The organism is Thermodesulfobacteriota bacterium, assembly GCA_025062045.1.
Lineage (GTDB): Bacteria > Desulfobacterota > Syntrophorhabdia > Syntrophorhabdales > JANXAF01 > JANXAF01.
In genome coordinates this window covers 155,448-177,520 of record JANXAF010000002.1, presented here as the reverse complement: position 1 = coordinate 177,520, position 22,073 = coordinate 155,448, and the positions used below count along the sequence as shown (strand labels likewise).

At 42.1% G+C, this 22,073-nt stretch carries 23 protein-coding genes and 1 tRNA gene; 11 read left to right on the top strand and 13 right to left on the bottom strand.

The genetic code is table 11. The annotated features are described in order from the left end of the window. The first annotated feature begins 3 nt into the window (after positions 1-3). On the top strand, positions 4-291 hold the full coding sequence (locus NZ583_02510) for an integration host factor subunit beta (protein ID MCS7280488.1): 288 nt from the start codon (positions 4-6) through the stop codon (positions 289-291). Here the strand turns inward: NZ583_02510 and NZ583_02505 are convergent. Beyond that, a complete protein-coding gene (locus NZ583_02505) occupies positions 288-1,313 on the bottom strand; it encodes a histone deacetylase (GenBank protein MCS7280487.1) in 1,026 nt (341 codons plus the stop codon). The genes NZ583_02510 and NZ583_02505 overlap by 4 nt on opposite strands. 95 nt (positions 1,314-1,408) lie before the next feature. Between NZ583_02505 and NZ583_02500 the strand changes: the two genes are divergently transcribed. Then, the gene (locus tag NZ583_02500) at positions 1,409-1,540 is read left to right on the top strand and encodes a hypothetical protein (GenBank protein MCS7280486.1); all 132 of its coding nucleotides are present in this window, start codon (positions 1,409-1,411) and stop codon (positions 1,538-1,540) included. Between the two features lie 599 nt (positions 1,541-2,139). Here NZ583_02500 and NZ583_02495 read toward each other — a convergent pair. After that, on the bottom strand, positions 2,140-2,571 hold the full coding sequence (locus NZ583_02495; GenBank protein ID MCS7280485.1) for a peptidylprolyl isomerase: 432 nt from the start codon (positions 2,569-2,571) through the stop codon (positions 2,140-2,142). Positions 2,572-2,732: 161 nt separating this feature from the next. On the opposite strand from NZ583_02495, the gene NZ583_02490 reads away from it, so the two are divergent. The 3 genes from NZ583_02490 to NZ583_02480 are packed head-to-tail and all read left to right on the top strand — an operon-like array spanning position 2,733 to position 5,776. Further along, positions 2,733-3,743, top strand: a complete 1,011-nt coding sequence (locus tag NZ583_02490) for a hypothetical protein (GenBank protein MCS7280484.1) — start codon at positions 2,733-2,735, stop codon at positions 3,741-3,743. A gap of 24 nt (positions 3,744-3,767) precedes the next feature. After that, the gene (gene cysS, locus NZ583_02485) at positions 3,768-5,201 is read left to right on the top strand and encodes a cysteine--tRNA ligase (protein ID MCS7280483.1); all 1,434 of its coding nucleotides are present in this window, start codon (positions 3,768-3,770) and stop codon (positions 5,199-5,201) included. A gap of 26 nt (positions 5,202-5,227) precedes the next feature. Beyond that, complete coding sequence (locus tag NZ583_02480; protein MCS7280482.1) at positions 5,228-5,776, top strand: 2-oxoacid:acceptor oxidoreductase family protein; 549 nt, start codon at positions 5,228-5,230, stop codon at positions 5,774-5,776. 2 nt (positions 5,777-5,778) lie between these two features. On the opposite strand, the gene NZ583_02475 is transcribed toward NZ583_02480, so the two are convergent. From NZ583_02475 to NZ583_02435, 9 genes are read right to left on the bottom strand one after another with little or no spacing between them, the layout of a single operon-like run. After that, positions 5,779-6,438, bottom strand: coding sequence for a Crp/Fnr family transcriptional regulator (locus NZ583_02475; protein ID MCS7280481.1), 660 nt, complete (start codon positions 6,436-6,438; stop codon positions 5,779-5,781). After that, positions 6,438-9,068, bottom strand: coding sequence for an alanine--tRNA ligase (gene alaS / locus NZ583_02470; protein ID MCS7280480.1), 2,631 nt, complete (start codon positions 9,066-9,068; stop codon positions 6,438-6,440). Before alaS ends, NZ583_02475 begins: the two co-directional genes overlap by 1 nt. Beyond that, positions 9,065-10,078: a recombinase RecA gene (gene recA, locus NZ583_02465; protein ID MCS7280479.1), complete on the bottom strand. Its 1,014-nt coding sequence runs from the start codon at positions 10,076-10,078 to the stop codon at positions 9,065-9,067. The genes alaS and recA overlap by 4 nt, the downstream gene beginning before the upstream one ends. Beyond that, positions 10,065-10,628 (bottom strand): RNA 2',3'-cyclic phosphodiesterase, encoded by a 564-nt coding sequence (gene thpR, locus NZ583_02460; GenBank protein MCS7280478.1) that lies wholly within the window; start codon positions 10,626-10,628, stop codon positions 10,065-10,067. The genes recA and thpR overlap by 14 nt, the downstream gene beginning before the upstream one ends. Beyond that, complete coding sequence (locus tag NZ583_02455) at positions 10,625-11,104, bottom strand: CinA family protein (GenBank protein MCS7280477.1); 480 nt, start codon at positions 11,102-11,104, stop codon at positions 10,625-10,627. The genes thpR and NZ583_02455 overlap by 4 nt, the downstream gene beginning before the upstream one ends. Continuing rightward, complete coding sequence (locus NZ583_02450) at positions 11,101-11,556, bottom strand: phosphatidylglycerophosphatase A (GenBank protein ID MCS7280476.1); 456 nt, start codon at positions 11,554-11,556, stop codon at positions 11,101-11,103. The genes NZ583_02455 and NZ583_02450 overlap by 4 nt, the downstream gene beginning before the upstream one ends. Beyond that, complete coding sequence (gene hisI / locus NZ583_02445; GenBank protein MCS7280475.1) at positions 11,553-11,951, bottom strand: phosphoribosyl-AMP cyclohydrolase; 399 nt, start codon at positions 11,949-11,951, stop codon at positions 11,553-11,555. The genes NZ583_02450 and hisI overlap by 4 nt, the downstream gene beginning before the upstream one ends. Next, complete coding sequence (locus tag NZ583_02440) at positions 11,952-12,665, bottom strand: 1-(5-phosphoribosyl)-5-[(5-phosphoribosylamino)methylideneamino] imidazole-4-carboxamide isomerase (GenBank protein ID MCS7280474.1); 714 nt, start codon at positions 12,663-12,665, stop codon at positions 11,952-11,954. Beyond that, positions 12,662-13,204: a hypothetical protein gene (locus tag NZ583_02435; protein ID MCS7280473.1), complete on the bottom strand. Its 543-nt coding sequence runs from the start codon at positions 13,202-13,204 to the stop codon at positions 12,662-12,664. Before NZ583_02435 ends, NZ583_02440 begins: the two co-directional genes overlap by 4 nt. Before the next feature lie 92 nt (positions 13,205-13,296). On the opposite strand from NZ583_02435, the gene NZ583_02430 reads away from it, so the two are divergent. Both NZ583_02430 and nikR read left to right on the top strand, forming a co-directional pair. Then, positions 13,297-13,368, top strand: a tRNA-Val gene (locus NZ583_02430). A 78-nt stretch (positions 13,369-13,446) separates the two neighbouring features. Next, complete coding sequence (nikR, locus tag NZ583_02425) at positions 13,447-13,860, top strand: nickel-responsive transcriptional regulator NikR (protein ID MCS7280472.1); 414 nt, start codon at positions 13,447-13,449, stop codon at positions 13,858-13,860. On the opposite strand, the gene NZ583_02420 is transcribed toward nikR, so the two are convergent. After that, positions 13,855-14,862, bottom strand: coding sequence for a hypothetical protein (locus NZ583_02420; GenBank protein MCS7280471.1), 1,008 nt, complete (start codon positions 14,860-14,862; stop codon positions 13,855-13,857). The two genes, nikR and NZ583_02420, sit on opposite strands and share 6 nt — an antisense overlap. 125 nt (positions 14,863-14,987) lie before the next feature. On the opposite strand from NZ583_02420, the gene NZ583_02415 reads away from it, so the two are divergent. After that, the gene (locus NZ583_02415) at positions 14,988-17,225 is read left to right on the top strand and encodes a hypothetical protein (GenBank protein MCS7280470.1); all 2,238 of its coding nucleotides are present in this window, start codon (positions 14,988-14,990) and stop codon (positions 17,223-17,225) included. Here NZ583_02415 and NZ583_02410 read toward each other — a convergent pair. Further along, on the bottom strand, positions 17,197-18,081 hold the full coding sequence (locus NZ583_02410) for a PAC2 family protein (GenBank protein ID MCS7280469.1): 885 nt from the start codon (positions 18,079-18,081) through the stop codon (positions 17,197-17,199). The genes NZ583_02415 and NZ583_02410 overlap by 29 nt on opposite strands. Before the next feature lie 325 nt (positions 18,082-18,406). Between NZ583_02410 and NZ583_02405 the strand changes: the two genes are divergently transcribed. Genes NZ583_02405 through NZ583_02395 form a run of 3 tightly spaced genes read left to right on the top strand, consistent with a single transcriptional unit; the run spans position 18,407 to position 22,068 of the window. After that, complete coding sequence (locus NZ583_02405) at positions 18,407-19,939, top strand: AAA family ATPase (protein MCS7280468.1); 1,533 nt, start codon at positions 18,407-18,409, stop codon at positions 19,937-19,939. Between the two features lie 3 nt (positions 19,940-19,942). Continuing rightward, positions 19,943-21,208 (top strand): hypothetical protein, encoded by a 1,266-nt coding sequence (locus NZ583_02400; GenBank protein ID MCS7280467.1) that lies wholly within the window; start codon positions 19,943-19,945, stop codon positions 21,206-21,208. Next, positions 21,208-22,068 (top strand): hypothetical protein, encoded by an 861-nt coding sequence (locus tag NZ583_02395; GenBank protein ID MCS7280466.1) that lies wholly within the window; start codon positions 21,208-21,210, stop codon positions 22,066-22,068. Before NZ583_02400 ends, NZ583_02395 begins: the two co-directional genes overlap by 1 nt. The last annotated feature ends 5 nt before the right edge of the window (positions 22,069-22,073 follow it).

The window sequence follows — 22,073 nt, the reverse complement described above, 5'->3', positions numbered from 1 at the left end:
TTCATGAATAAAGCCGATCTAATAGCGAAACTTGCAGAAAGAAAGGGACTTAATTTAAAGATAGCCAAAATCGCAGTCGATACCATCATCGAGAGCATAAAGAGAGCTATTGTAAACGGGGAAAGAGTTGAGATAAGAGGTTTCGGAAGCTTCTCTTCAAGACAGTATGGAGCCTACATAGGAAGAAATCCCAAAACCGGTGAAAAAGTGAATGTCAAACCAAAAAGATTACCCTACTTCAAGGTCGGAAAAGAGCTTAAGGAGATGATTATGGAAAGAAAAACCGATTAAAGTCGCCAGTAGAGCGAGAGCTTCTCTTTAATTTCGGCCACAATTTCTATGACTCTTTTAGACGGTTTAAGTTCGGTATCCGAGCCAAAGGGCCTAGAGATTTTCAGCTCCTCAATTACTCTTTTTACCGAACTACAAAGCCCTTGTAGATCGTATCCGCCTTCGAGGACAAAAACCAGTCTCCCTTTGCAAACATCCCTCGCTATATCATTTAAAATCCTTGTCAATGCTCCATATCCATCCTCAGTTAACGACATACCCCCAAGAGGATCTCTATGGTACGCGTCGAACCCTGCCGAGACCAAGATAAATTCAGGTTTGTACTGTCTAAGTAAGGGCGAGATGAGATCACGAAAAACGAAGACATAATCCTCATCACCCATCCCATACGGTAAGGGGACATTCACAGTATAGCCTCTACCCTCTTCCTCACCAATTTCATCAAGCCAACCAGTCCCGGGGTAGTAGGGGTACTGATGGGTGGAAATGTATAGTACAGAATTCTCTCTGTAAAAGCAGTTCTGTGTCCCGTTTCCGTGATGGAGATCAAAATCGATTATCGCGGTCCGGTTAAGTCCATAAAGCCTCTGTAGGTGCCTTGCGGCTATAGCAACATTATTGAAAAGACAGAAACCCATGGCTTTTTTCTTTTCCGCATGATGTCCGGGAGGACGAATCAGAGCGAAACCACACCTTATTTTTCCTTCCATTACCGCATCTATCAACGATATTGTGGCGCCAACTGCTCTTAAAGCCACTTCATAAGATCTAGGAGACACATACGTGTCCGGATCTAGCCTTCTCCAAAAACCTGAGGTGGCGGCAACAAAGTTCACGTAAGACGGATCATGTACGTATGTAATCTCGGAAGGATCCGCATCTCTGGCACTTATATAAAATATGCCATCCTGGTCAATTTCCGGTAACATCTTGTAAATGTATTCCAACCTCTTCGGATTTTCCGGATGATACGCCTCGGGCTTATGTTCCAGAAAGAGCTCGTCTTTTACCAGTCCTACCATTTACGCAATATTCATAACACCATAAGACCCTTACATCAAGCAAAAATTGCAATTGGAAGACAACTATGGTATCCTCCATTAGAAAGGAGGATCCTATGGCATCGCTTACAAAAAAGACAAGAATCAGAAGGAGATTGAGAAGGAGTAATATGGGCAAAAAGAGAAAAAAGATGATGTCAAGGAATTCGACCCCGCCATTCCCTATACATCTTCCAAAGGATGAATAAAAAACATAACTAGCTCCAATTAAGTCTCTAAAAGAAGAAATAAAAAAAACCCTTTTAATGCGTGGTTTTTCATCTCCCCAAGAGAAAGAAGTCTTTGCCAAGGCCCATTACCCGGGGCAAAGAATTATTTTATCCGGGAACGTCAATTTTCCGGCCGCAAACGTCTAGGATTTAAGCTAGAAAATAGCTTTTTCCCACCTAAGATTTTAGGCCATCGCAAAAAGCTCAAAGATTGGGAAAATCAAAAATGCCAATTTTAGAAAATCTTATAGATTAAACGAAAAGACCTGTAGCGAAAAAGGAGCGTAAGCAGGTATAAAACTCAGAAAGGTGTAATTTTGGCTGAGAAAAAAAGACACACAAGGATCTCAAACATCGTAATCAACGTAAGATAGGTAAAAAGTGGGAAGTCTAGCCTCCAAAATTGTGAGGATATGGCTAGAATAAAAAAAGATCGACCCACTTTCAGATTTGGAAGATGGGTTTACATTTAGACCAAACTCGACAACGGTATGCGCGCAATGGGATAGAAAAACGGAAAGAAATAGGAGAGAAAGGGCCTTGCCAGGTAGAGGCCTTTTTCTCTCCTAACAATCCGATCATTTGAGAATCTCTACGAGTCTTACCTCGAATATAAGTGTTTTGCCAGCCAGTGGATGGTTGGCATCGAGTATCACAGTTTCATCGTCAATCTCTTTTACCGTAACAAGGCTTGAGAATCCATAAGGTGAGTGAACCCTAAGAACCATTCCAACTTCAGGTTTTATGTGCGGTGGTATGTAGTCTCTCTCAATTGAAAACACAAGATTCTCATCATACTCTCCGTAAGCTTCGCTAGGAGAAACGGAAAATATTTTGGTTTCCCCTTTTTTCATTCCAATAATTCCCTTTTCGAACCCACTTATGACCATCCCTTTACCTATCGTGAACTCGAACGGTTCTTTTTCGCCTGTGGAGTCGAAGATTGAGCCATCTTCTAGAGAAACCCTGTAATGTACCCTCACGGTGTCATTCAACTTTGCCTCTTCCATGTTACCTCCTTCTACCTTTTCTAACCCTTTATTAAACGTGGGCTTGGCCGGACGTTTAAGAAGGGGCTTTTGCGAAAATTATACCAGTCTTTTGGGCCGAAATAAATCAAATTTAGTGTTTTTTGCCAAAAATTTTACTAAAATTTTTCCGGAGGTTTTCCTTGATAACCGGTATAGGCAGTCTCCCTTTTACAGACGTAGACGAAGCTATCGATTTAATATTTAACAAATGTCCTGAAATTCCCTTTTGGCCCCAGCTTCCTCGCAGATCCAAACTGGAAAATATGTACGTACCTTTTTTAGACGGTGTCCCTTTCTTCTATATCGATGATATAGGCAATGTCTATCCCCGCGTGGATGATGGAGAGGACTGGGAAGAATTTTTAATACATCTTACAGAGGAGAAAGTCCAAAGCTTTGCTATCCGAAAAGAACTTATTCCAGGATTTTACAGGCTCTTAGAAAGGATCGAAGAGATCGAAAGCTCCGTAAAGGCCGTAAAGACTCAGATAACAGGCCCAATAAGCATGGCTATGGGTATAAAAGATAAAAGAGGATTACCCATAATATACGACGATTTTTTCTTTGGCATCCTAAAAAAAACTATCAACATGAAGGCAAGATGGATGGTTTTTGAAATTAAAAACCGGCTTCCCAGTAAAGAGGTGATTTTATTTTTTGATGAGCCTTACCTTGTGGCATACGGGTCTTCCTACTTGTCACTGCCGCAAGATCAGCTAATCTCTGCTCTTAATGAGGCATTTTATCAGATTGATGCAAAAATCGGGATACACTGCTGCGGCAATACGGACTGGTCATTAGTTCTAAGATCCAATGCCGATATAATAAACTACGACGCCTATAACTTCTTGGAGAATATCTTCCTTTTTAGGGAAGATCTCGAAAGGTTCCTTGAAAGAAAAGGCACAATTTCTCCAGGCATAGTCCCTTCCACAGATGACATAAAAGAGATTACACAAGAAAAGATAAAGGAGATTCTTTGCCGGTTTCTTGACGAGTTTTCGAAAATCAAACCTTTTGAAAAGGAGCTCAATATCCTTATTACGCCTAGCTGCGGACTCGGAAATTTAAGCAGCGAAGATGCTAAAAAAGCTATGGCCCTCCTTGCAAACGTCCCAAAAATCCTCTCTGAGATCTTTGACAAACAATAAGCGTCGTGGTAAATATTCGTCCCTATGCCGCAAAGGATCTTCAATACCTTAAGCGGAAAAAAAGAAGAGTTTATACAAAGCGAAGATGGCAAAGTAAAGATTTACGTATGTGGGGTTACCGTTTACGATCACTGCCATATAGGTCATGCTCGAAACGCCATAATTTTTGATACCATTTACCGTTTCTTCCTTTCAAAGAACCTAAACGTATTATTTGTGAAGAATTTCACGGACATAGACGACAAGATCATAAAAAGAGCGAAAGAAGAACGTATCCCTTGGCACGAGATCGCAGAAAAGTACATTGGTTCATACTATGAAGACATGAAAATGCTCAATATTTTAAAACCGACGTACGAACCTCGCGCAACAGAGCACATCGAAGACATGATAAATCTCGTCGAAATTCTCGTTAAGAAAAAGAATGCCTATATTGTGAACGGCGATGTCTACTTCTCAGTCGAAAGCTTTCCCAAATACGGGGAGCTCTCTAAAAGAAATCTGAGTGAGATGCTCCATGGGGCTCGAGTCGAAATCGATGAAAAAAAAAGAAACCCTCTGGACTTCGCATTATGGAAAGCCTCCAAGGAAGGTGAGCCTTTCTGGGATTCTCCTTTCGGGAAAGGAAGGCCCGGCTGGCATATCGAATGCTCGGCCATGAGTGTGAAGTATCTGGGAATACCCATAGATATACACGGCGGTGGGCAGGATCTTATATTTCCCCACCATGAAAACGAAAAGGCTCAGTCTGAAGCCGCCTTCGGCAAAGATTTCGTCAAGTACTGGGTTCACCATGGTTTTGTAAATATGGGCAAGGAAAAGATGTCTAAATCCTTAGGAAACATCCTTCTAATAAAAGAGTTTCTCAAGGAATACGAACCAGAAGCATTAAGAATTTTTTTCCTTTCCACCCACTATAAAAGTCCCATCGAATACACAGAAAAGGCAATAGAGGACGCCTATCAAGCCTTGAGAAGGCTATACTACACTCTCATGAGGGCTAAAGAACTAGATGCCGACAAAATAACGTACGAGAAACCCCACGATGAGGTTTTACTCAAAGAAAGAAGATTTTACGAGGCTATGGAAGACGATTTTAATACACCTTACGCCCTTTCCCAACTCTTTGAACTTTCAAGATTGCTCAATAGACTTATCGACGAAAAGGATGAAAGTGCTTACCCCTACATTTTAAACGCCAGAGAAACGCTCATAAGGCTTTCAAGTATTATGGGTTTACTCGCCAAAGATCCTTACACTTTCGAGTTTGATGAAAAAAAGAGACACCTTGAGCGTATCGGATTGGAACTGGAATACGTTGAAAAAAAGATCAAAGAAAGGGCAGAGGCCAGAACCATGAGAGATTACGAGAAGGCGGATAGAATAAGGAAGGAGCTTTTGGAGAAAGGTATAGTCCTTCAAGACACAAAAGAAGGAACCATATGGAGAATACGATAAAAAAATTTTCATGAAAGGAGAGCGCTATGAAGGAAATCAGGTTTCATGGAAGAGGAGGTCAGGGAGCTGTAACCTCAGCTGAGCTTGCCGCCCAGGCCGCTATATCTGTAGGACTTTATGCCCAGGCTTTTCCGAGCTTTGGTCCAGAAAGGAGAGGGGCACCTGTTCAAGCTTTTCTTAGGGTTTCAGATAGACCCGTGAGGTTGAGATCGAAGATCTATAGACCTGATTTTATAGTTATTCTCGACTCAAGTCTCGTCAACACAGGAAATATTGCGGAAGGATTAAAGCCCGGTGGTATGGTAGTAATAAGCACGAATCTCGACGAAGAGTCTCTAAGAAAACTTTTTCCCGGTTTTAGGATAGCATACGTCGACGCATTGAAAATAGCAAGGGAGGAAATGGGGGTAACCATAACGAATACAACAATGCTCGGAGCCTTAATCAAAGCTTCCAATCTCTTTCCCATAGACGCTTTAGATGAGCCTGTAAAAGAAAGGTTCAAAAATGTGGCCCAGAAAAACATCAATGCGTACAAAAGAGCTTATTGGGAAACGAAGATCATAGAAGCGTAATATTAAGCTAGATCTTCGGGAGGAAAGATTATGCACTGACGATTATTTTCCATGATAATTCCTTTCTCCTTTAATGCTTTTATCGCCCTTGAGACAGTCTCCCTCGCGCAGTTGCAGAAATTTGCTATCTCTGTGTTGGAAGGACGCTTTTTAAGGATCACGTAGTTTTTAATACGAATACCTTCTTTTTTTGCAAGTTCGATAAGATAATTCAATATGCGGTTCTCTACCGGAAAGAATGCGAGGTTTTTCAGTTTTTCGTCAGTGTTCCTCAGTCTAGTAGCCATGGTTTTCATTATCTCTATTGAGATCTCAGGATATGTCTTTAGGAGGCGTAAGAACTCATCCCTCTTCAATACGAGAAATTCAGAATCTTCTAATGTTTCAACGCTTGCCGATCTCGGTAGTCCATCTATCAGAGAGAGCTCTCCGAAAAATCCACCTTTTTCGATGATCGAAAGGATGTACTCTTTCCCTTCGTGAAAAAGCGACACTTTTACCTTCCCAGACAGTACAACGTACATTGAGTCCCCGGCTGTCCCTTCTTGGCACACAATCTCTCCCTTGCCCGACCTTTTTCTTTTTACGACTTTTGTGATCTCTTTGAGTTCCGTTTCCCTAAGAGATGAAAAAATGGGTACTTTTTTTAGGTAATCCTCCATCAGTTTCTCATCTGAATACTTTCCAAAAGGGTCTTATCTTTTATAGCGTTTTTCACTCTATCGCCAGGAATTCCTCCTTGGGCCAGATTCGGGCTTCCTCCTCCCCTTCCTCCGTACTTTTCAGCAATCTTTTTTACGATCTCACCTGCATTATACCTATTTTCAAGGCCTCTGCTTACTGCAACAACGATTATTCCTCTATCCTCTTTGCGGGTTCCAACGATGGCTATAGCATTTTTACTCCTCTCCCTTATCATATCCGATACTTTCCTCAAAAATTCTACTTCTCCATCTTCTACGAAAACGGATACAACCTTAGCTCCGTCAATCTCGTATCCTTCCTTTATTGCCTCATCCACTCTCTGAGAAACAATTGCCTCTTTTAAAGTTTCAATCTGTTTTTCTTTCTCCTTTAGGGCCGTTGTGAGTTCCTGAATCCTTTCCATAAGCTTCTGTTTTTCCACGCCCAGGATGGATGAGATCTCTCTCATCGTCTCTCTGTCTTTTCTTGAGTGATAAAGCGCGTATCTTCCAGTTGTAGCTTCAATTCTTCTAACTCCGGATGCGAGAGCACTCTCACTCAAAATCATAAATGATCCTATCTCTCCTGTATTTTTCACATGGGTCCCTCCGCAAAGCTCCGCGCTGAAATCCCCTATCTTCACCACTCTAACGATCTGACCGTACTTTTCTTCAAATAGAGCAATAGCACCGCTGCGGATAGCTTCTTCCTTTGGCTTAATCTCTATCTTTACGTCCTCACACTCCATGATTTTCTCATTCACTATTTCTTCTACCTTCCACAATTCATGGGGATCGATAGCTTTATAATGGGCGAAATCGAATCGCAGCCTTTCTTTTTCGACAAGAGAGCCTTTCTGGCGCACGTGATCGCCTAAAACCGTTCTTAAAGCGTAGTGGAGAAGATGGGTGGCGGTATGGTTCCTTGAAACATCCCTTCTTCTTAAAGGGTCCACGGCTGCACTAACTATTTCACCCTTCCTAACAAAGCCCCGCTCAACTCTTACCCTATGGACTATGACGTCTTGAAAGATCCTTTTAACATGGGTAACTTTCACTATGCCATTTTCCGTTTTTAAAGTCCCCTCATCGTGAACCTGCCCGCCTCCTTCTGCGTAAAAGGGGGTCCCATCGAGTATTATCTCCCCTTCCTCTTTTTCCTTGAGCTCCTCACACGGGATCGAATCTTTTAAAACCATGAGAATCTTTGCAGGACACTCTAGCCGATCGTAGCCGACAAATACTGTTGGTTCTTTTATCCCAGAGTAATCGTACCTATAGATCGTCTCCTTTTTTGCTTTTGCTATCTCTTTTGATCTTTCTTTCTGCTCGAAGAGCGACCTATTGAAACCCTCAAGATCCAACTCAAGACCATCCTCTTTTGCCATCTCCATCGTCAAATCCAAAGGAAAACCATAAGTGTCGTAAAGTTTGTAAACTATGTCGCCCGGGATGATCTTTCCGCCTGTCTTCTTTATGCTCTCAGAAACCTCCTCATAAAGTTTAGTCCCGAATGTTAATGTTTCTCTAAACCTATCTTCTTCCGCTTTTATCACCATAGCTATGTGTGGATGGTTCTGCTTTATCTCAGGATAGATATCCCCCATAAGATCTACAACAACTCCTGAAAGGCTATAGAGAAAGTTTCCATCTATTCCGATCTTTCTTGCGTACCTCATAGCTCTCCTTATTATCCTTCTCAGCACGTAGCCTCTTCCTTCCCTCTCCGGTAAAATCCCATCTCCGATTATAAATGTTGCCCCTCTTATGTGGTCTGCAATAACCCTTATTGCGATGTCAGTCTCTTCGTCTTGACCGTATCTTCTTCCAGAGATTTCTTCTACTTTTGCAATGATTGGGGAAAAAAGATCCGTATCATAGTTTCCAATCTTTCCCTGCATGATGGCCGAAATCCTCTCAAGTCCCATACCCGTATCAATCGACGGTTTCGGCAGGGGTTTTATTTCACCGTTTTTCTTTCTCTCCCACTGCATAAAAACCAGATTCCACACCTCCAGAAATCTGTCGCAGTCACAGGTGACCCCACAATTGGGCCTTCTACAACCGACGTTCTTTCCCATATCGTAGTGGATCTCTGAACACGGGCCACATGGACCCTCGTCTCCCATTGACCAAAAATTGTCTTTTTCCCCAAGTTTAAATATTCTGTCGCTAGGGATACCCATCCCCTTCCAAATAATTTCAGCCTCTTCATCCTCTTTGAAGACCGTGATGCAGATCCTTTCTTTTTCCAGATCCAGCTCTTTAGTTACAAACTCCCACGCGTAGGCGATGGCCTCCTTCTTGAAATAGTCTCCGAAAGAGAAGTTCCCTAACATTTCAAAGAATGTGTGATGTCTTAAGGTCTTTCCAACGTTTTCAAGGTCATTATGTTTTCCACCTGCTCTTACACATTTTTGACACGAAACAGCTCTTAAGTAAGGTCTTGTCTCAATTCCCAAAAAGACCCCTTTAAACTGAACCATGCCTGCATTAACAAATAGCAGACTTGGATCATCATAGGGCACAAGGGAAGAACTTTCGCAGATGGTATGGCCATTAGATTCAAAATACCTAAGAAATTTCGATCTTATCTCTTTCGATGTCACGCCTCGCTCCTTAAAAGCCCGTAATGAGCAAGGATCTTGTTTTCGATCTCCCTCGCCACTTCAGGGTGCCTTTTCAAGAACTCTTTTGCGTTATCTCTTCCCTGCCCGAGTCTCGTTTCTCCATAGGAGTACCAGGTTCCAGTCCTCTCTATCAGTCCAAGCTCCACACCCAGATCTACTATATCTCCTTCCCTCGATATTCCTTCCCCAAAAATCATATCGAATTCAGCTTCTTTGAAGGGCGGCGCAAGTTTATTCTTGACTATCTTTACCCGGGTTCTCGCACCTATCACTTCCTGTCCATCCTTTATGGCCGACACTCTTCTTATTTCGAGTCTTATTGAAGAATAGAATTTCAGTGCATTTCCTCCGGTCGTTGTTTCAGGGTTCCCGAACTGAACGCCTATTCTCTGCCTCATCTGATTTATGAATATTACCGTGGTCATAGACTTACTTATAGTTGCAGTCAGCTTGCGGAGTGCCTGAGACATGAGTCTAGCCTGTAATCCCATATGCGCATCCCCCATGTCCCCTTCAATCTCAGCTCTTGGCACGAGGGCAGCCACTGAATCTATCACAAGACCTTCAACCGCACCGCTTCTCACAAGGATCTCAGCGATCTCTAAAGCCTGTTCCCCAGTGTCTGGCTGAGAGATAAGAAGTTCGTCTGTGTTCACTCCTATCTTTTTTGCGTACTTCACATCGAGTGCATGTTCAGCATCGATAAATGCGGCTATCCCGCCTTTCTTTTGAATTTCGCTTAGAACCTGAAGAGCCAAAGTCGTCTTTCCCGACGCTTCAGGTCCGAATATTTCGGTTACTCTCCCTCTAGGTAGGCCTCCTATCCCCAAAGCGATATCGAGGGCCAGTGAGCCTGTTGAAACGACTGGCACATCGACGCTTGCCCTTTCACCGAGCTTCATTATCGAACCTTTCCCAAAGAGTCGTTCTATCTGCGTAACCGCCATCTCAAGTGCCTTGATTTTGTTCGTCTGCTCATCTTTCGGCATTTTCACCACCCCTTTCTGTCAGTTTTACCTTCCATATAGGTTCGTAGATAGGTCCATTCTGTGTGAGAGTGCTTTTATAGAAGACGAGATCTTCCAATACGAACTCGATCGGTTCAATACGAATATTGCCAGGTAACGCTTTTGCAATCTTTCTCCTTCCTAACGTTATATGGGGAACAAACTCTCTACGTTCCTTCTCAAAACCGATCTTGGAGAGTCCTTCTTCTAAAATCTCAAACAGTTTTTTTAGTTCATCGACTCCGTAAGCTAAGGTGATAACAACGACTCTCGCCTTTTTACTGTCCGGAAATCCCTCAATCCTATTTAAACGCACTCTCACGGAAGGAAAACCTTGAGTAGAACTTTTTAATACCGCTATTATCTTTTCTTTCAAACCCTCCTCTATCTCCCCGAGAAACTTAAGAGTCAAATGCTGGTTTCCGCTTTTTACCCACCTAGTTTCCTCCTCTTTTTCGGATAGCGTCCGTATAACAGTTTGAAGGTACGTTTTTACTCGGTCCGGTAGATCGAGGGCTATAAAAGCTCTCAAAATAACCTTCCTTCCAAATAGTCCAGAAGTAAGTTGAGTGTCTCGTAGGCAGCTTTTTCTTTTATTTCCATCCTCTCACCCGAAAAAAGAAACTTCCTTACTAGGTCTCCCTCCTTGACAGAAAGCCCAATGTAGACCAATCCTACAGGCTTATCTTTTGTACCTCCAGTAGGCCCTGCAATTCCTGTAACAGAAAGACCGATGTCCACCCCCGTTGCTTTTCGTACACCTTTAGCCATAAGAACAGCCACTTCTTCGCTTACGGCACCCTTCTCATCGAGGACCTCTTTGTCCACATTTAGAAATTTCCATTTCGACTCATTGCTGTACGTTACAAGCGAAGCCTCGAAGTAGTTGGAGGACCCACTCACATTAGTGATAAGGTGCCCGACAAGTCCGCCCGTACACGACTCTGAAATTGCAATCTTTAATCCTTTCTCAGTCAGAATCTTTCCGATCCTCTCCTCTAACTTCACAGGACATTCCTCGAAAGACGTTCTATCAAACAGAGGGATAGATTAGCGTAAAGACCAGCAAGTATATCATCGGCGAGTATGCCTAAAGCCCCCGGTAACTTTTCAATCTTCTTTAGTGGGTACGGTTTCATTATATCAAAAAACCTAAAAAGAATGAATCCCACAAAGAGATTGAACGCGCAAGGGGTGTGATTTAATACTGTAAGATACATACCTATAACTTCGTCCATGACTACGAAGCGTGGATCCTTCTCTTTTAGGTCACTAGTAAGAACAGAAACGACTGTAAGGGAAGAAAGGACAAATAGAACAGAAATCTCAAAAATTAAAGGACTATCGGAACGTAAAAAGAATAACAAAAGACAGATAAGTAAAGAAGCGAGGGTGCCCGGAAAGTACGGAAAGTACCCCAAAGGACCAAGACTTAAAAAGTCCTTTGCGAGCCTTTTCATTTCGATTTTCCGTAAACTTTTTCCTCCTCGAAAACTTTTCTGCCAACAACCTTCAACCCCCCCTCAAACGTTCTGTAAAAGCAGGAATAGTAGCCAGTGTGGCAGGCTGCGATCTTCTGCTCCACAAGAAGGAGGATTGCGTCGTTGTCGCAATCAATGAAAAGCCCTTTTACCTCTTGGGTATGTCCTGACTCTTCTCCTTTGAGCCAAAGTCTTTTTCTCGATCTTGAATAGTAATGGGCCTTTTTCGTCTCTATTGTTCTCAATAGCGCATCTTCGTTCATGTATGCCAGCATGAGAACCTCTTTCGTTTCGAAATCCTGGACCACACAAGGAACAAGTCCGTCTCTGTCCCACTTGATGAGGCTTATCAATTGTTTAATCTCTTCCTCCATTCAGTTCTCCGAGAAAAACCTTGTTACTTCTTCTATTCTAATCTTACCCTCGTAGATAGCCTTTCCCACAACGACACCATATGCGCCCATATCTAGTAAAAGTTTCACATCTTCAAGGGTCCTTACCCCGCCGCTTCCAATCACCGGGATACGGGTACTACCAATGACCCTTGATAACACTTCAAAATCTGGACCTGACAAGGTACCATCCCTCTCTATCGCGGTCACAAGAAGATAGTTAACTTCACATTCCTCGGCAAATTTTATGATCTCTTCAAGGTCTTTTCCTGACTCTTTTTTCCAGCCCATAATCATAGGCTTTCCATTAAGGATGTCAAGGCTCAGTGTGATGTCTCCGATCCCTTTTACGGAAGGAAGAAACTCTGGGTCTATTAAGGCTTTGGTACCTATTACAACGCCGTCGACACCAAGGTCTTTGTAAATCTCTACGATTTCTTTAGTCCTTACACCGCCCCCCACTTCCATGTAACCGGGAACCCTCTCCCTTATAGCTTTTATTATTTCCAAATGCCTAGGTCTACCTTCTTTTGCGCCATTTAGATCTACTATGTGGAAGTCTCTTGCTCCTTTGTTGACCATCTGCTCGATCATGAGAATGGGATCTTCACCATAAACTTTCGCTTGACTGTAGTCTCCTCTTGTAAGCCTCACACACTTCCCATCCAAAAGATCCATAGCAAAAAGGACTCTCATTTTGACTCACCCTCTAAAATTATTTTCTTAATCCCATCGATTACTCCCTCTTCAGAAAGGGTAGAAGCATCAACCCATCTGCCTTTCCTTTTTAGAAACTTCAGTAACTTAAATAAGTTGCTAAAGAGTGGTTTCTGTTCCTCATCAAAAGTGTAAGACCGAATAGGGCGCATCTCCTCCAAAAGGTGCATATGGAATCCCACACTTGCCGGCTTATCTACCGAATACGGTCCTCCTATCCTTTCTTGGAACCGGTAGATCAAAACGTAGATACATCTTTCCACACTTTCATTACATTCGTTCGGAGTAATTCCCAAATAAAAGAGTCGATTCCTTATCTGATTCTCTATGATATGGTTTGCCTCGGTGTGTATCTTTCCAGCACTGAGTGGTACACCACAGTACTTGCACGTAAAAACTTCCCGCTCAGGGGCTTTCTCAACTAAGATTCCTACCCTTTTGTCTTCCGCAAAAAGAGTAGCGCTAAAAAAGATGAACGTTGCGCAAAGAATAATTATGAGATTCTTTCTTTTCGCCATTGTGCCTTGTGCATTATTATATAGAAATAAGACCCGAAAGGGAACCACTTATTGACATTTCTATCCTTTGCTGATAGATATAAAGAGTTATAAGGCGCGTAGCTCAGTGGGAGAGCGCTACCTTGACGCGGTAGAGGTCACGGGTTCAATACCCGTCGCGCCTACAAAATCTTAAGAATCCCAAGGTTTCCCAAGTATTCGAATTGACAGTATAAGGTTTTTGTGCTATGGTTGGAAAAGCTATGTCGAATATAGTTAGATTTGGGGTCTCATTAGAAAAAGATCTTTTAGAAAAGTTTGATGCTCTTATTGAGTCTAGAAACTATACAAATAGATCTGAGGCTATACGGGACCTCATAAGGCAGGAGCTTATAAAGCAGGAATGGCTTGAGGGTGATGAGGTTGCCGGTGCGATAACCCTCGTTTACGATCATCATAAAAGAGACCTTTTAAATAAGATAACGGATATCCAGCACGATTTTCAGGGCATAATAATCTCTACTCAACATATACATCTCGATCACAACAACTGTTTGGAACTCATAGCAGTGAGGGGAAATCCCGTCCAAGTGCAGAAACTTGCAGATAAGTTACGTTCCATAAAAGGGGTAAAACACGGAACCCTAAGCATGACAACAACTGGAAAAAACCTATAGATTATCGATTTCAACTTCACCAAAGACAGGCCCAAGAAGGTCTAGTGCTAATCTCTGGTGTTCCTTTACTGCTTCCTGAAATTTTAACCAATTCGAATTTTCGAAATCTTCCTTTGCCTTTGCGGGGATTTTAAATGGCATAAGACCCAAGCTGCCGAAGATGGCGTCTATGGCACGGATAAAAGATGAGAAAGCATCAAAGATTAAAGCTTCCTTAAGCCATAGGGTTCTTTCGTAAGGGATGAAATCTTTACCCAAGAGATCTTTGTATTTTTCGATCCTCGATTCTTCTCTCTCCTCTTTCCATAATGGATCCCCGATCACACTACTTATCGAATTTATGACATAGTCTTCGCCATAAGGGTCTTTTTCAGTGATACTGCAAAGTTTTTTATAAATTTCGCGCGACGCATTTAAAACCCTATCTTTGTTATTCACTATTCTCAGGCTCTCTTTAAGCCTCACATCCTCCCAGACCAAATAAGGTCTGTCAGGTTTTCTCCTAAAGTCGGCATGTCCAACGTTGGGAATTAGTTTTTCTTGAAAGTTTGCTTTCGAGTTTAAGGGATCGGGTAAACCGACAAAATTTTGATGAGCGTATGTATCTGAAAAAGTGTGGCAGGCGATTCCTATTCGAAAAAGGTTCCTCGAGTTTATCGCATCCTCCAAAATAAGGAGGCTATTCTTGTTCCCCGGTATTGTATTCAAAACGTGAACCTTTCCATCCTTTCTCGTAAAACCATAGCTTTGAACTTCTTCTTTCGATCCTGGCATAAAGTGAAAGATTGGATAAATCCTAAGAAGCTTTTTTTGGGGTCTTAAGATATTAAACGTTTGGCTTACGTAATTTACGTATAACCCCTTCTTAGAACTCACTTTAAAGATTAACGTATTGTCATCCGTATACTGGCTAGAATAGGCGATAATATGGGCTTCCTCTTTCAAAAATCCTGCACGGAGCGCAAGAAAGTAAGTGATGTAGTAGTGAAACTCTCGATCCATAAAGAGACTTTAACAGGTCTTTTCTCAAAGCTCAAGAAAGTTTTCCATTATTAAGTAACCCGTGATAGATAACTAAAGTACCGATGGTCAGTATTTTCCTAATTGTTTTTATCTCTTCCTTTTCCGTGCTTTTTTTTGAAGTTCTCCTCCTAAGGATATTTTCAATAACCCTGTCATACCACTTTGCATCCTTCGTTTTGGCAATATCGATATTCGGTATAGTCCTTGGCAGTCTAACAGTTTACGTGCTAGGGAATACTATTAAGATAAAGCCTTTAGATGCTTCTTTTTTGCTCTCTTTTTCCTTTCCTTTCCATTTTTTGGTTTCTCACTTTATACCGTTCGACCACGTGAAACTACTTTGGGAAAAAACCCACTTGTTCTATCTCATTCTTAAGATAATCCCAATTTTATGCCCATTTTGGGCCTATGGCCTTCTAATTGGTCTCTGCTATAGGGAGTACGCACGTTTTGCCGCAAAAATCTATGCCGCAGATCTTGTGGGTGCAGCATGTGGTGCTTTTCTCGCTCCGTATTTGCTCGACAAAATGAGCCCTGAGACAGCTTTAGGTCTGGTATTCTCTTTAGTTTCCGTTTTTTCTTTTCTCTTTCGCCTACTAACAAAAGACATTTTCTCGCTTCTTTATCTTTTTGTTCCCCTCCCTTTATCGTTGGCTATAGCTTTAAACTATTTTCCAATACGCATTTCTGAATATAAGGGCCTTCCATCCCTTTTAAAAATGCCACACTCGGAGCTTATCGACACAATCTACACAAGAGATTCCAGGTTGGATATAGTGTGGAACCCCCACTTAAGGTATGCTCCCGGGCTTTCTTTCAAATTTACCGAGAAGGCTCCCTGCGGTCTCTTACTTTGTAAAGATGCTGAGATTAGTGGGATATTTTTAGAGGAAAGTAAGATCCAAAATGTGGAGTTCCTTCGCTTTCTTCCATCTTTTCTTCCTTATGTTATCGAAGAGAGACCAAAAACCGTTTTTTTTGTCGGTCTAGGCAGTGGACTGGAACTAATTACGGCCAAAATTCAGGGAGTTGAAAAACTCTACGTTGCAGAAAGGGACACGTCAGTGCGAAAGTTCTTGGAAAAGTTTTACGGAAGAAACCTCTTGCACACATCAACGAGAAAGTTTCTAAAAGAAACTAAGGAAAAATTCGACCTTATCGTGATCTCAAGAACTTACTATTTGCCCTCTGGAAATTTTGGACTCGAGGAGGACTACGAAACAACAGTAGATGCTTTCCTTGAGTATCTATATGCATTAGAGGAGAGGGGCCTTCTCTTTATTCAGATATTTCGCGTTCCTCCACCGAGATACGAGCTTAAGCTCTTTAACAATCTATTTTACGCTCTACACATTTCGAATCTATTGCCTGTAAAAAAACATCTTTTGGTTTTTGCCAGTTGGGATACGATCGGCTTTCTCGTTAAAAAGGATGGTTTTAGGGATGAAGACTATTCAAGGGTAAGAAATTTTTTGAAAGAAAGAATGTTTGAGCCCGTTTTCCCTCCAAACCTTCTTTCTGAAAATCTGATTGAGGGACTTCCGGAGAAGGATTTCATTCTCATCCTTTCTGACTCCTCCGCAAGCGAGTTCATAAAAGCTTACCCTTTCGACATAAGGATCACAACAGACCAAAGGCCCTTTTTCAATTATTTCCTTAAGCTTTCGCGCATAAAAGATATTTACCGTATCACGAATAAAGGGTGCGCGTACTTTATCATGGAGGGTATGGCCCTTCCGTTTCTATTTTTCATTCTTTCTCTTTTTGTTCTTTTTACCTTGGCATATGCTTTTTTGAAGGGCAAAGTTCTCACAGCTGGCTCTTGCCGAATAATCCCTTACTTCCTCTCTATTGGTTTTGGTTTTATGTTTGTTGAGGTCTTATTCATCCACAGACTCTTAAAGATCCACGGATCTCCAGTCGATACTTTTTCGATTGTTGTGGCTTCCTTCCTCCTTTCTGCCGGCTTTGGATCTCTATTTGTCTCTTTCCTTAAAGAAAAAAAGATTATTCTTTTTGTGCCAATCGTTCCGATCCTGCTTTTTCTCTTATATCTTTTCGATCCTTTAAAGGAGATGACTGTCTACCTTTTCGCTTTGGGTTTCTTTATGGGCTTTTTCTTTCCTTTAGGCACTAAGGTATTGTGCCAAGAGGATCCCTCTGTAACACCTTTTGCTTACTACATAAACGGAATGGCGTCAGTTCTTGCCCCTCAAGCCGGTTCTCTTATCGCTTTAGCATTTGGGCTAGACTTTCTCCTTCTCTGTTCTATTGGGCTTTATGGAATCGCTATATTTATCGTCTCGCATTCGCTTAAGCCTTCCCCACATCCTTACCCATAGTTTTCCACAGAAGCTCTTCCATCTCCGGAGAAAGTTCCAGGGTACCTTCTCTTCCTGCAACCTTTACCCGCGTGTCGTACATCTTCTCAAGATGGGGAAGTATAGCTTTTATCTCCGGAGATCTATCGACGTTTTCTCCGATGATGCTCTTTTGTTCCAACACTTTTATGTAGTCGTCCTGATCTACCGGAATGTCGATTATTCTGCTTAATAGTTCAATCAGTCGCAATTTTCCTGCATAGTCCTCATCGAGGATTACATACTGAGGTATAGAAACTATAAAGACCATCGTTTCTATTCCCGACTCGTAGGCCTTCTTTGTGACCATATTGACTATACTTGACGGTCCCCTATAGCTTATGGACAAAACTCCATTTTTTCTCACTATCTCCTTTGCACTCTCTCCCATACCGTATCCGTTGACTATCAGAGGCCTTGTATGAGGAACCGCATCGTACATACTCCCCACAACGATGTACGTCTTTACCCCAAATACCGTCAAAAGCTTAAGGACGGATCGAACAAAAAGTTCAGCATGAGAATGGGGCTCTCTCATCCTTATAAGAATCAGGTCTTTATTGCCCTCCCTTCTGGCCAGATAAACCGTTGTATTAGGAATCGACATTCCCTTGATTTCATCTTCCAGTTCTATCTGGGGCCTGTATCTCGTAAAATCGTAAAAGAGCCCCGGAGTAGCCAATCTTCCAATAAGCCGTGCATTGTACCTGTTCCTTATCTCCCTAAGCACAGCAGTTCCGACGTTGTTTACATCTATCCAGGGCCAAAGAGCTGCAATTGCAATGGGATCTTTCGGAGTTTCAGCAAGATCTTCTACTTCAAAGTTTCCTATCCGCATTGGTCTCCTCCGCGCATCTTTCATCGATTATAGCAGATTTCCATTTATGATGTAAAACCGTACCTTAATAATTTAGGATCTCATTTTGATAACTGAGCATTAACCTTTTTTCCGTTTTTCAAGGCTTGTTTATTCTACAAATACTATAGCCAAAATAGGCCGTTGCGTTTCTTAGGCGGTAAGGTGTATTATTTATGTATCGAACCGTAATGAAGCTAATTATAAAATTTTCGTACTTGTCTCAAAAAAGGTTTCCTTCCTTAGGATCATTCATTCTGCTAAAGGGCTCAAGGGTGAATCTAAGGTTTTCGCAAGTGGTCTAGAGATGGGTGTTAATTTTACCGCAAAGGGCAAGGCTAAGGGTTTCGATTTAGCTAATTATCAGCCCTTGCCTGTAGTTTACCAACTTAGGTACTCAATCCTAAATAAGGTCAAAAACGGAGAGGATCCCCTACCCGACATTCAGGGCAGGGAATCGGTAAAAAGGGATGTCCTTATAGCGTTACTTTCTGGTGCAAATCCGTATCTCGTTTCGGAGGAAGGAACTGGAAAGACTAGACTCGCTAAAAGCTTAACTAAGCTCCTTCTACCCATTCCTGTCATCAGGGGTTGTCCGTACAACGATGATCCAAAATGGCCTCCGAGATTACTATGTCCCAGATGTAGAAACACAAAGGATCCGGTTAAAAAATTTGGGATCGAGATTGTACCAGGATTTAAAAGATTTTCAAGGGTTCAGGGAAACGAGTACACAAACGAAGCGAAGCTTCTAGGTTTGAAGGATATACAGGCCATAGCACAGGGCAAGTCCCCGTCTGATCCAAGAGTATTTACTGGAACTGGAATATTCAGGGCTAACAGAGGAATCCTTTTTATCGACGAACTACCAGCAATACGGACAAAGGTGCAGGTTATACTCCATCCCGTACTTGAGGAAAAGAAGGCGATTTTAGAGGAGTACAATTGGGAGCACCCTCTAGACCTTGTGCTTATCGCTACGGGTAACCCTCAGGGGTTTAGCCATGTGAACGAGGTACCTAGGCCACTTCTAGACAGATTGGAGCTCATATATATGGATTTGCCTGCCAAGGAAGTTGAAGAAGAGATAATGCTTAAGGAAAAGTTTAAAATAGAAATTGAAACTCAAGTATCCGAAGAAGACGGTTTACCTTTGTATCCAGCAATTGATGAGCTCGACAGAAAAAGCATCGTTCCCTGGTGGATAATGGAACTCATAAATGAAACGGTAAGGCAGAGCAGGGTTTCTCCCCTTCTCGAGAGGAAAGCTTCCATTCGCGCAACCATACGGGCCCTCGACCATACTTATGGATCTGTTGAACTGGACGGAAGGAGGGTTGCTTCACTGAAAGATGCTGCAACTGGGTTGAGTTTAGCCTTAAGAGGGAGAATGGCCCTTAGAGCAGATCTTGTCGATTTCGATAACCCGAAAGAGAGTTTGAGAAAGAGTGACGAATTGTCTGAATATCTCTTATGTAAAAGCATAGAGAGTTTCCCATACCGGATTGAAGTCGAAAAAGATAGATTTTCAGAGGAGCTAGATTCCATTCTCAAAGATGATTTTACCCACATAACCGAAAGACTTAAATTTTATCCTGAAGTTTTGCGTGCCGTTGAGGAGATTAAAAGGGTCGCAAAGGATAAGATAAATGATGACTGGAACAAAAATGAAAAGGAGATTGTCCTTTTTCCCGAAAAAGTGGATGAGAAAACTCTTGACGAGTACAACTACTCAGCCCTCGAACTTGTCGCTAATTTGGCCTGGCATAGGAATTTGGCCTCCCGCTCAATTGAGCAACGCTTTTTTGTTCCGAGAATGGGAAGTTTTCAGAAGAGGTAACGCATGCAAGAGTGCAGTGGAAGTAAATGTGTTCCAGTGAGGTTCCAGGACAGAGATTTCTTACAAGAGATTTCCTACATGAGGAATCGTTCTTTGGAAGACCTTTTAAGACGAATAAGATATTCGGACACTTCGCTTGGCAGGCGGGCTAATGCTTACAGGGAAAAGAGACTTACCGAAATCGAAAGAAAAAAGGCAGAATACGAGGAGAAACTGAAAAAAAGGAACGAGGAACTGGCTCTTCAATCTGTCGACTGGCTTTTCGAGGGCGAAGACGCAGAAAAGATTGCAGAAAGAATACGAAGAGACAGGATAAAAGAGGAGCTGGAAAGGGAAATAAGGAGACTTAAGTACGAACCGAAAGATATAACGCAAAAGGACTTGGAGGATGCTTTAAAAGAGTACATTGATCTTGGCGACATCCAGATGGACGGTGATACGATAAAAATTACCCCAAAAGGAGCAAGAAAACTCGCCCAAAACGTATTAAGAAAGATCTTAGAAAAACTGACAGAAAAAGGTGCCGGTGTCCACAGAACTGGCGAGATCGGCTTTGGAATTGACCTCTCTTTCTCCTCCAGGCCTTACGAAATAGGTGACGAGTATGAGAGAATCGATATTGAGAGAACTCTCCTTAATGCTTTAGAGAGGCAGGGTATAAAAAATAGGCTCTCTTTTCAGTTGGAAGATTTTTATGTTTATGAGGAGATAGAGGAAACGAGAATGGTTTCCGGGCTCATAATAGATGAGTCAGGCAGCATGAGCGGTGATAAGATGAATGCGGCAATAGATACTTCTTTGGCCTTGGCCGAACTCATAAAGAGAGAGCCTAAGGATCTGCTTAAAGTTTATCTCTTTTCCACTTGCGTTAGGGAAATCCCTTACTACGATATCCTAAATGTGAGTTTCGCCGGAGGATCAACTGACATAAGGGCAGCCATGAGAGCTTTCAGAAAGGCTGTTGCTAATGAAAAGGGTGACAAACAGGCCTACCTCATAACTGATACTGAGCCCAATACCGAAGATGGAAAGTATGTTGGATTCAGTAGAGCTATAGGTGGCGTTATCCAAGAAGCCCTTTACTATCGTCAGTCTGGGATTACCCTTAACATAATAATGCTCGACGAAAGTTACGAGCTTAAAGAATTTGCATCTATCCTTGCGAGAAAAAACTTAGGAAGGGTTTTTTTCACTTCCCCTCTGCGACTTGGCGAGATGGTCATCGAGGATTACCTAAAAATGAAAAAAAGAGCTTTTAAAAACTACTGATGGAACCTGTTGTAATTAAGTCACTAAAAGTACTGAGGGATAGTCGTAAGCCACTTAGCCTTGAGGAACTCTCAAGTATGACAGGAGAAGACCCACTTTGGGTAGAAAAGGCTTTGGAGAAACTCTCCGAGAGAAAAGTGGTAGTCAAAGAGGGTTCCCTTTACCATTACGATAGGACACCTGCCAATGAAGAATTTTCTCGGAAGTTCTTCATACTCTGTGAAAAGGCTATAAATAGACCAAAGATAGAGTTTTTGGTCCGCGGTATTCTCTCTTCTGGAGTATATCTTGCACCAGGGGGGAGACTCAGAATAAGAAATGTCTTTGTTGGTGGCTACGAATATGAACCCTATCTCTTTCATCTCGGGACCCTACGAAAGATTCTGGAAGATGAGGGCTTCAGTTCTTCTGAGACTGACTCATTTATCGAGGAGGAGATGGACAGTGGTTTTGTCGGAAAGGTGGAATTCTATTTGGGAAGTAAGGAAGAGCCTGAGTTTTCAGCTCCTCCGTACATAGGGATCTTCCATCAGTACGTTTCAGTAATTAGAAAGTTTGGTGCATTTCTTAGCTCAAAACAGGACTTCAAAGAATGGGAACTTTTTATGGTTTACTATGGAAAACCGTCGCCTCACTTGTCGCCTTTTTTCTCAACAAGAAGGATGACCCCAGAGGAGGTTGAAGAGTTTAAGAAGGAAACAATGGAAAGATGGGAGAGTTTCGGTTGGCATATAAGAAAAGAGGAGTATCTTTTCGGTCAGTATCCACCTGAACTCTTAAAACCAGCAATAGAATACATAGATAGGGAGAGACCGGAGATAAAAAAAAGGCTCTCAGATGAAATATCAAAATTCTGGTAAGCTTT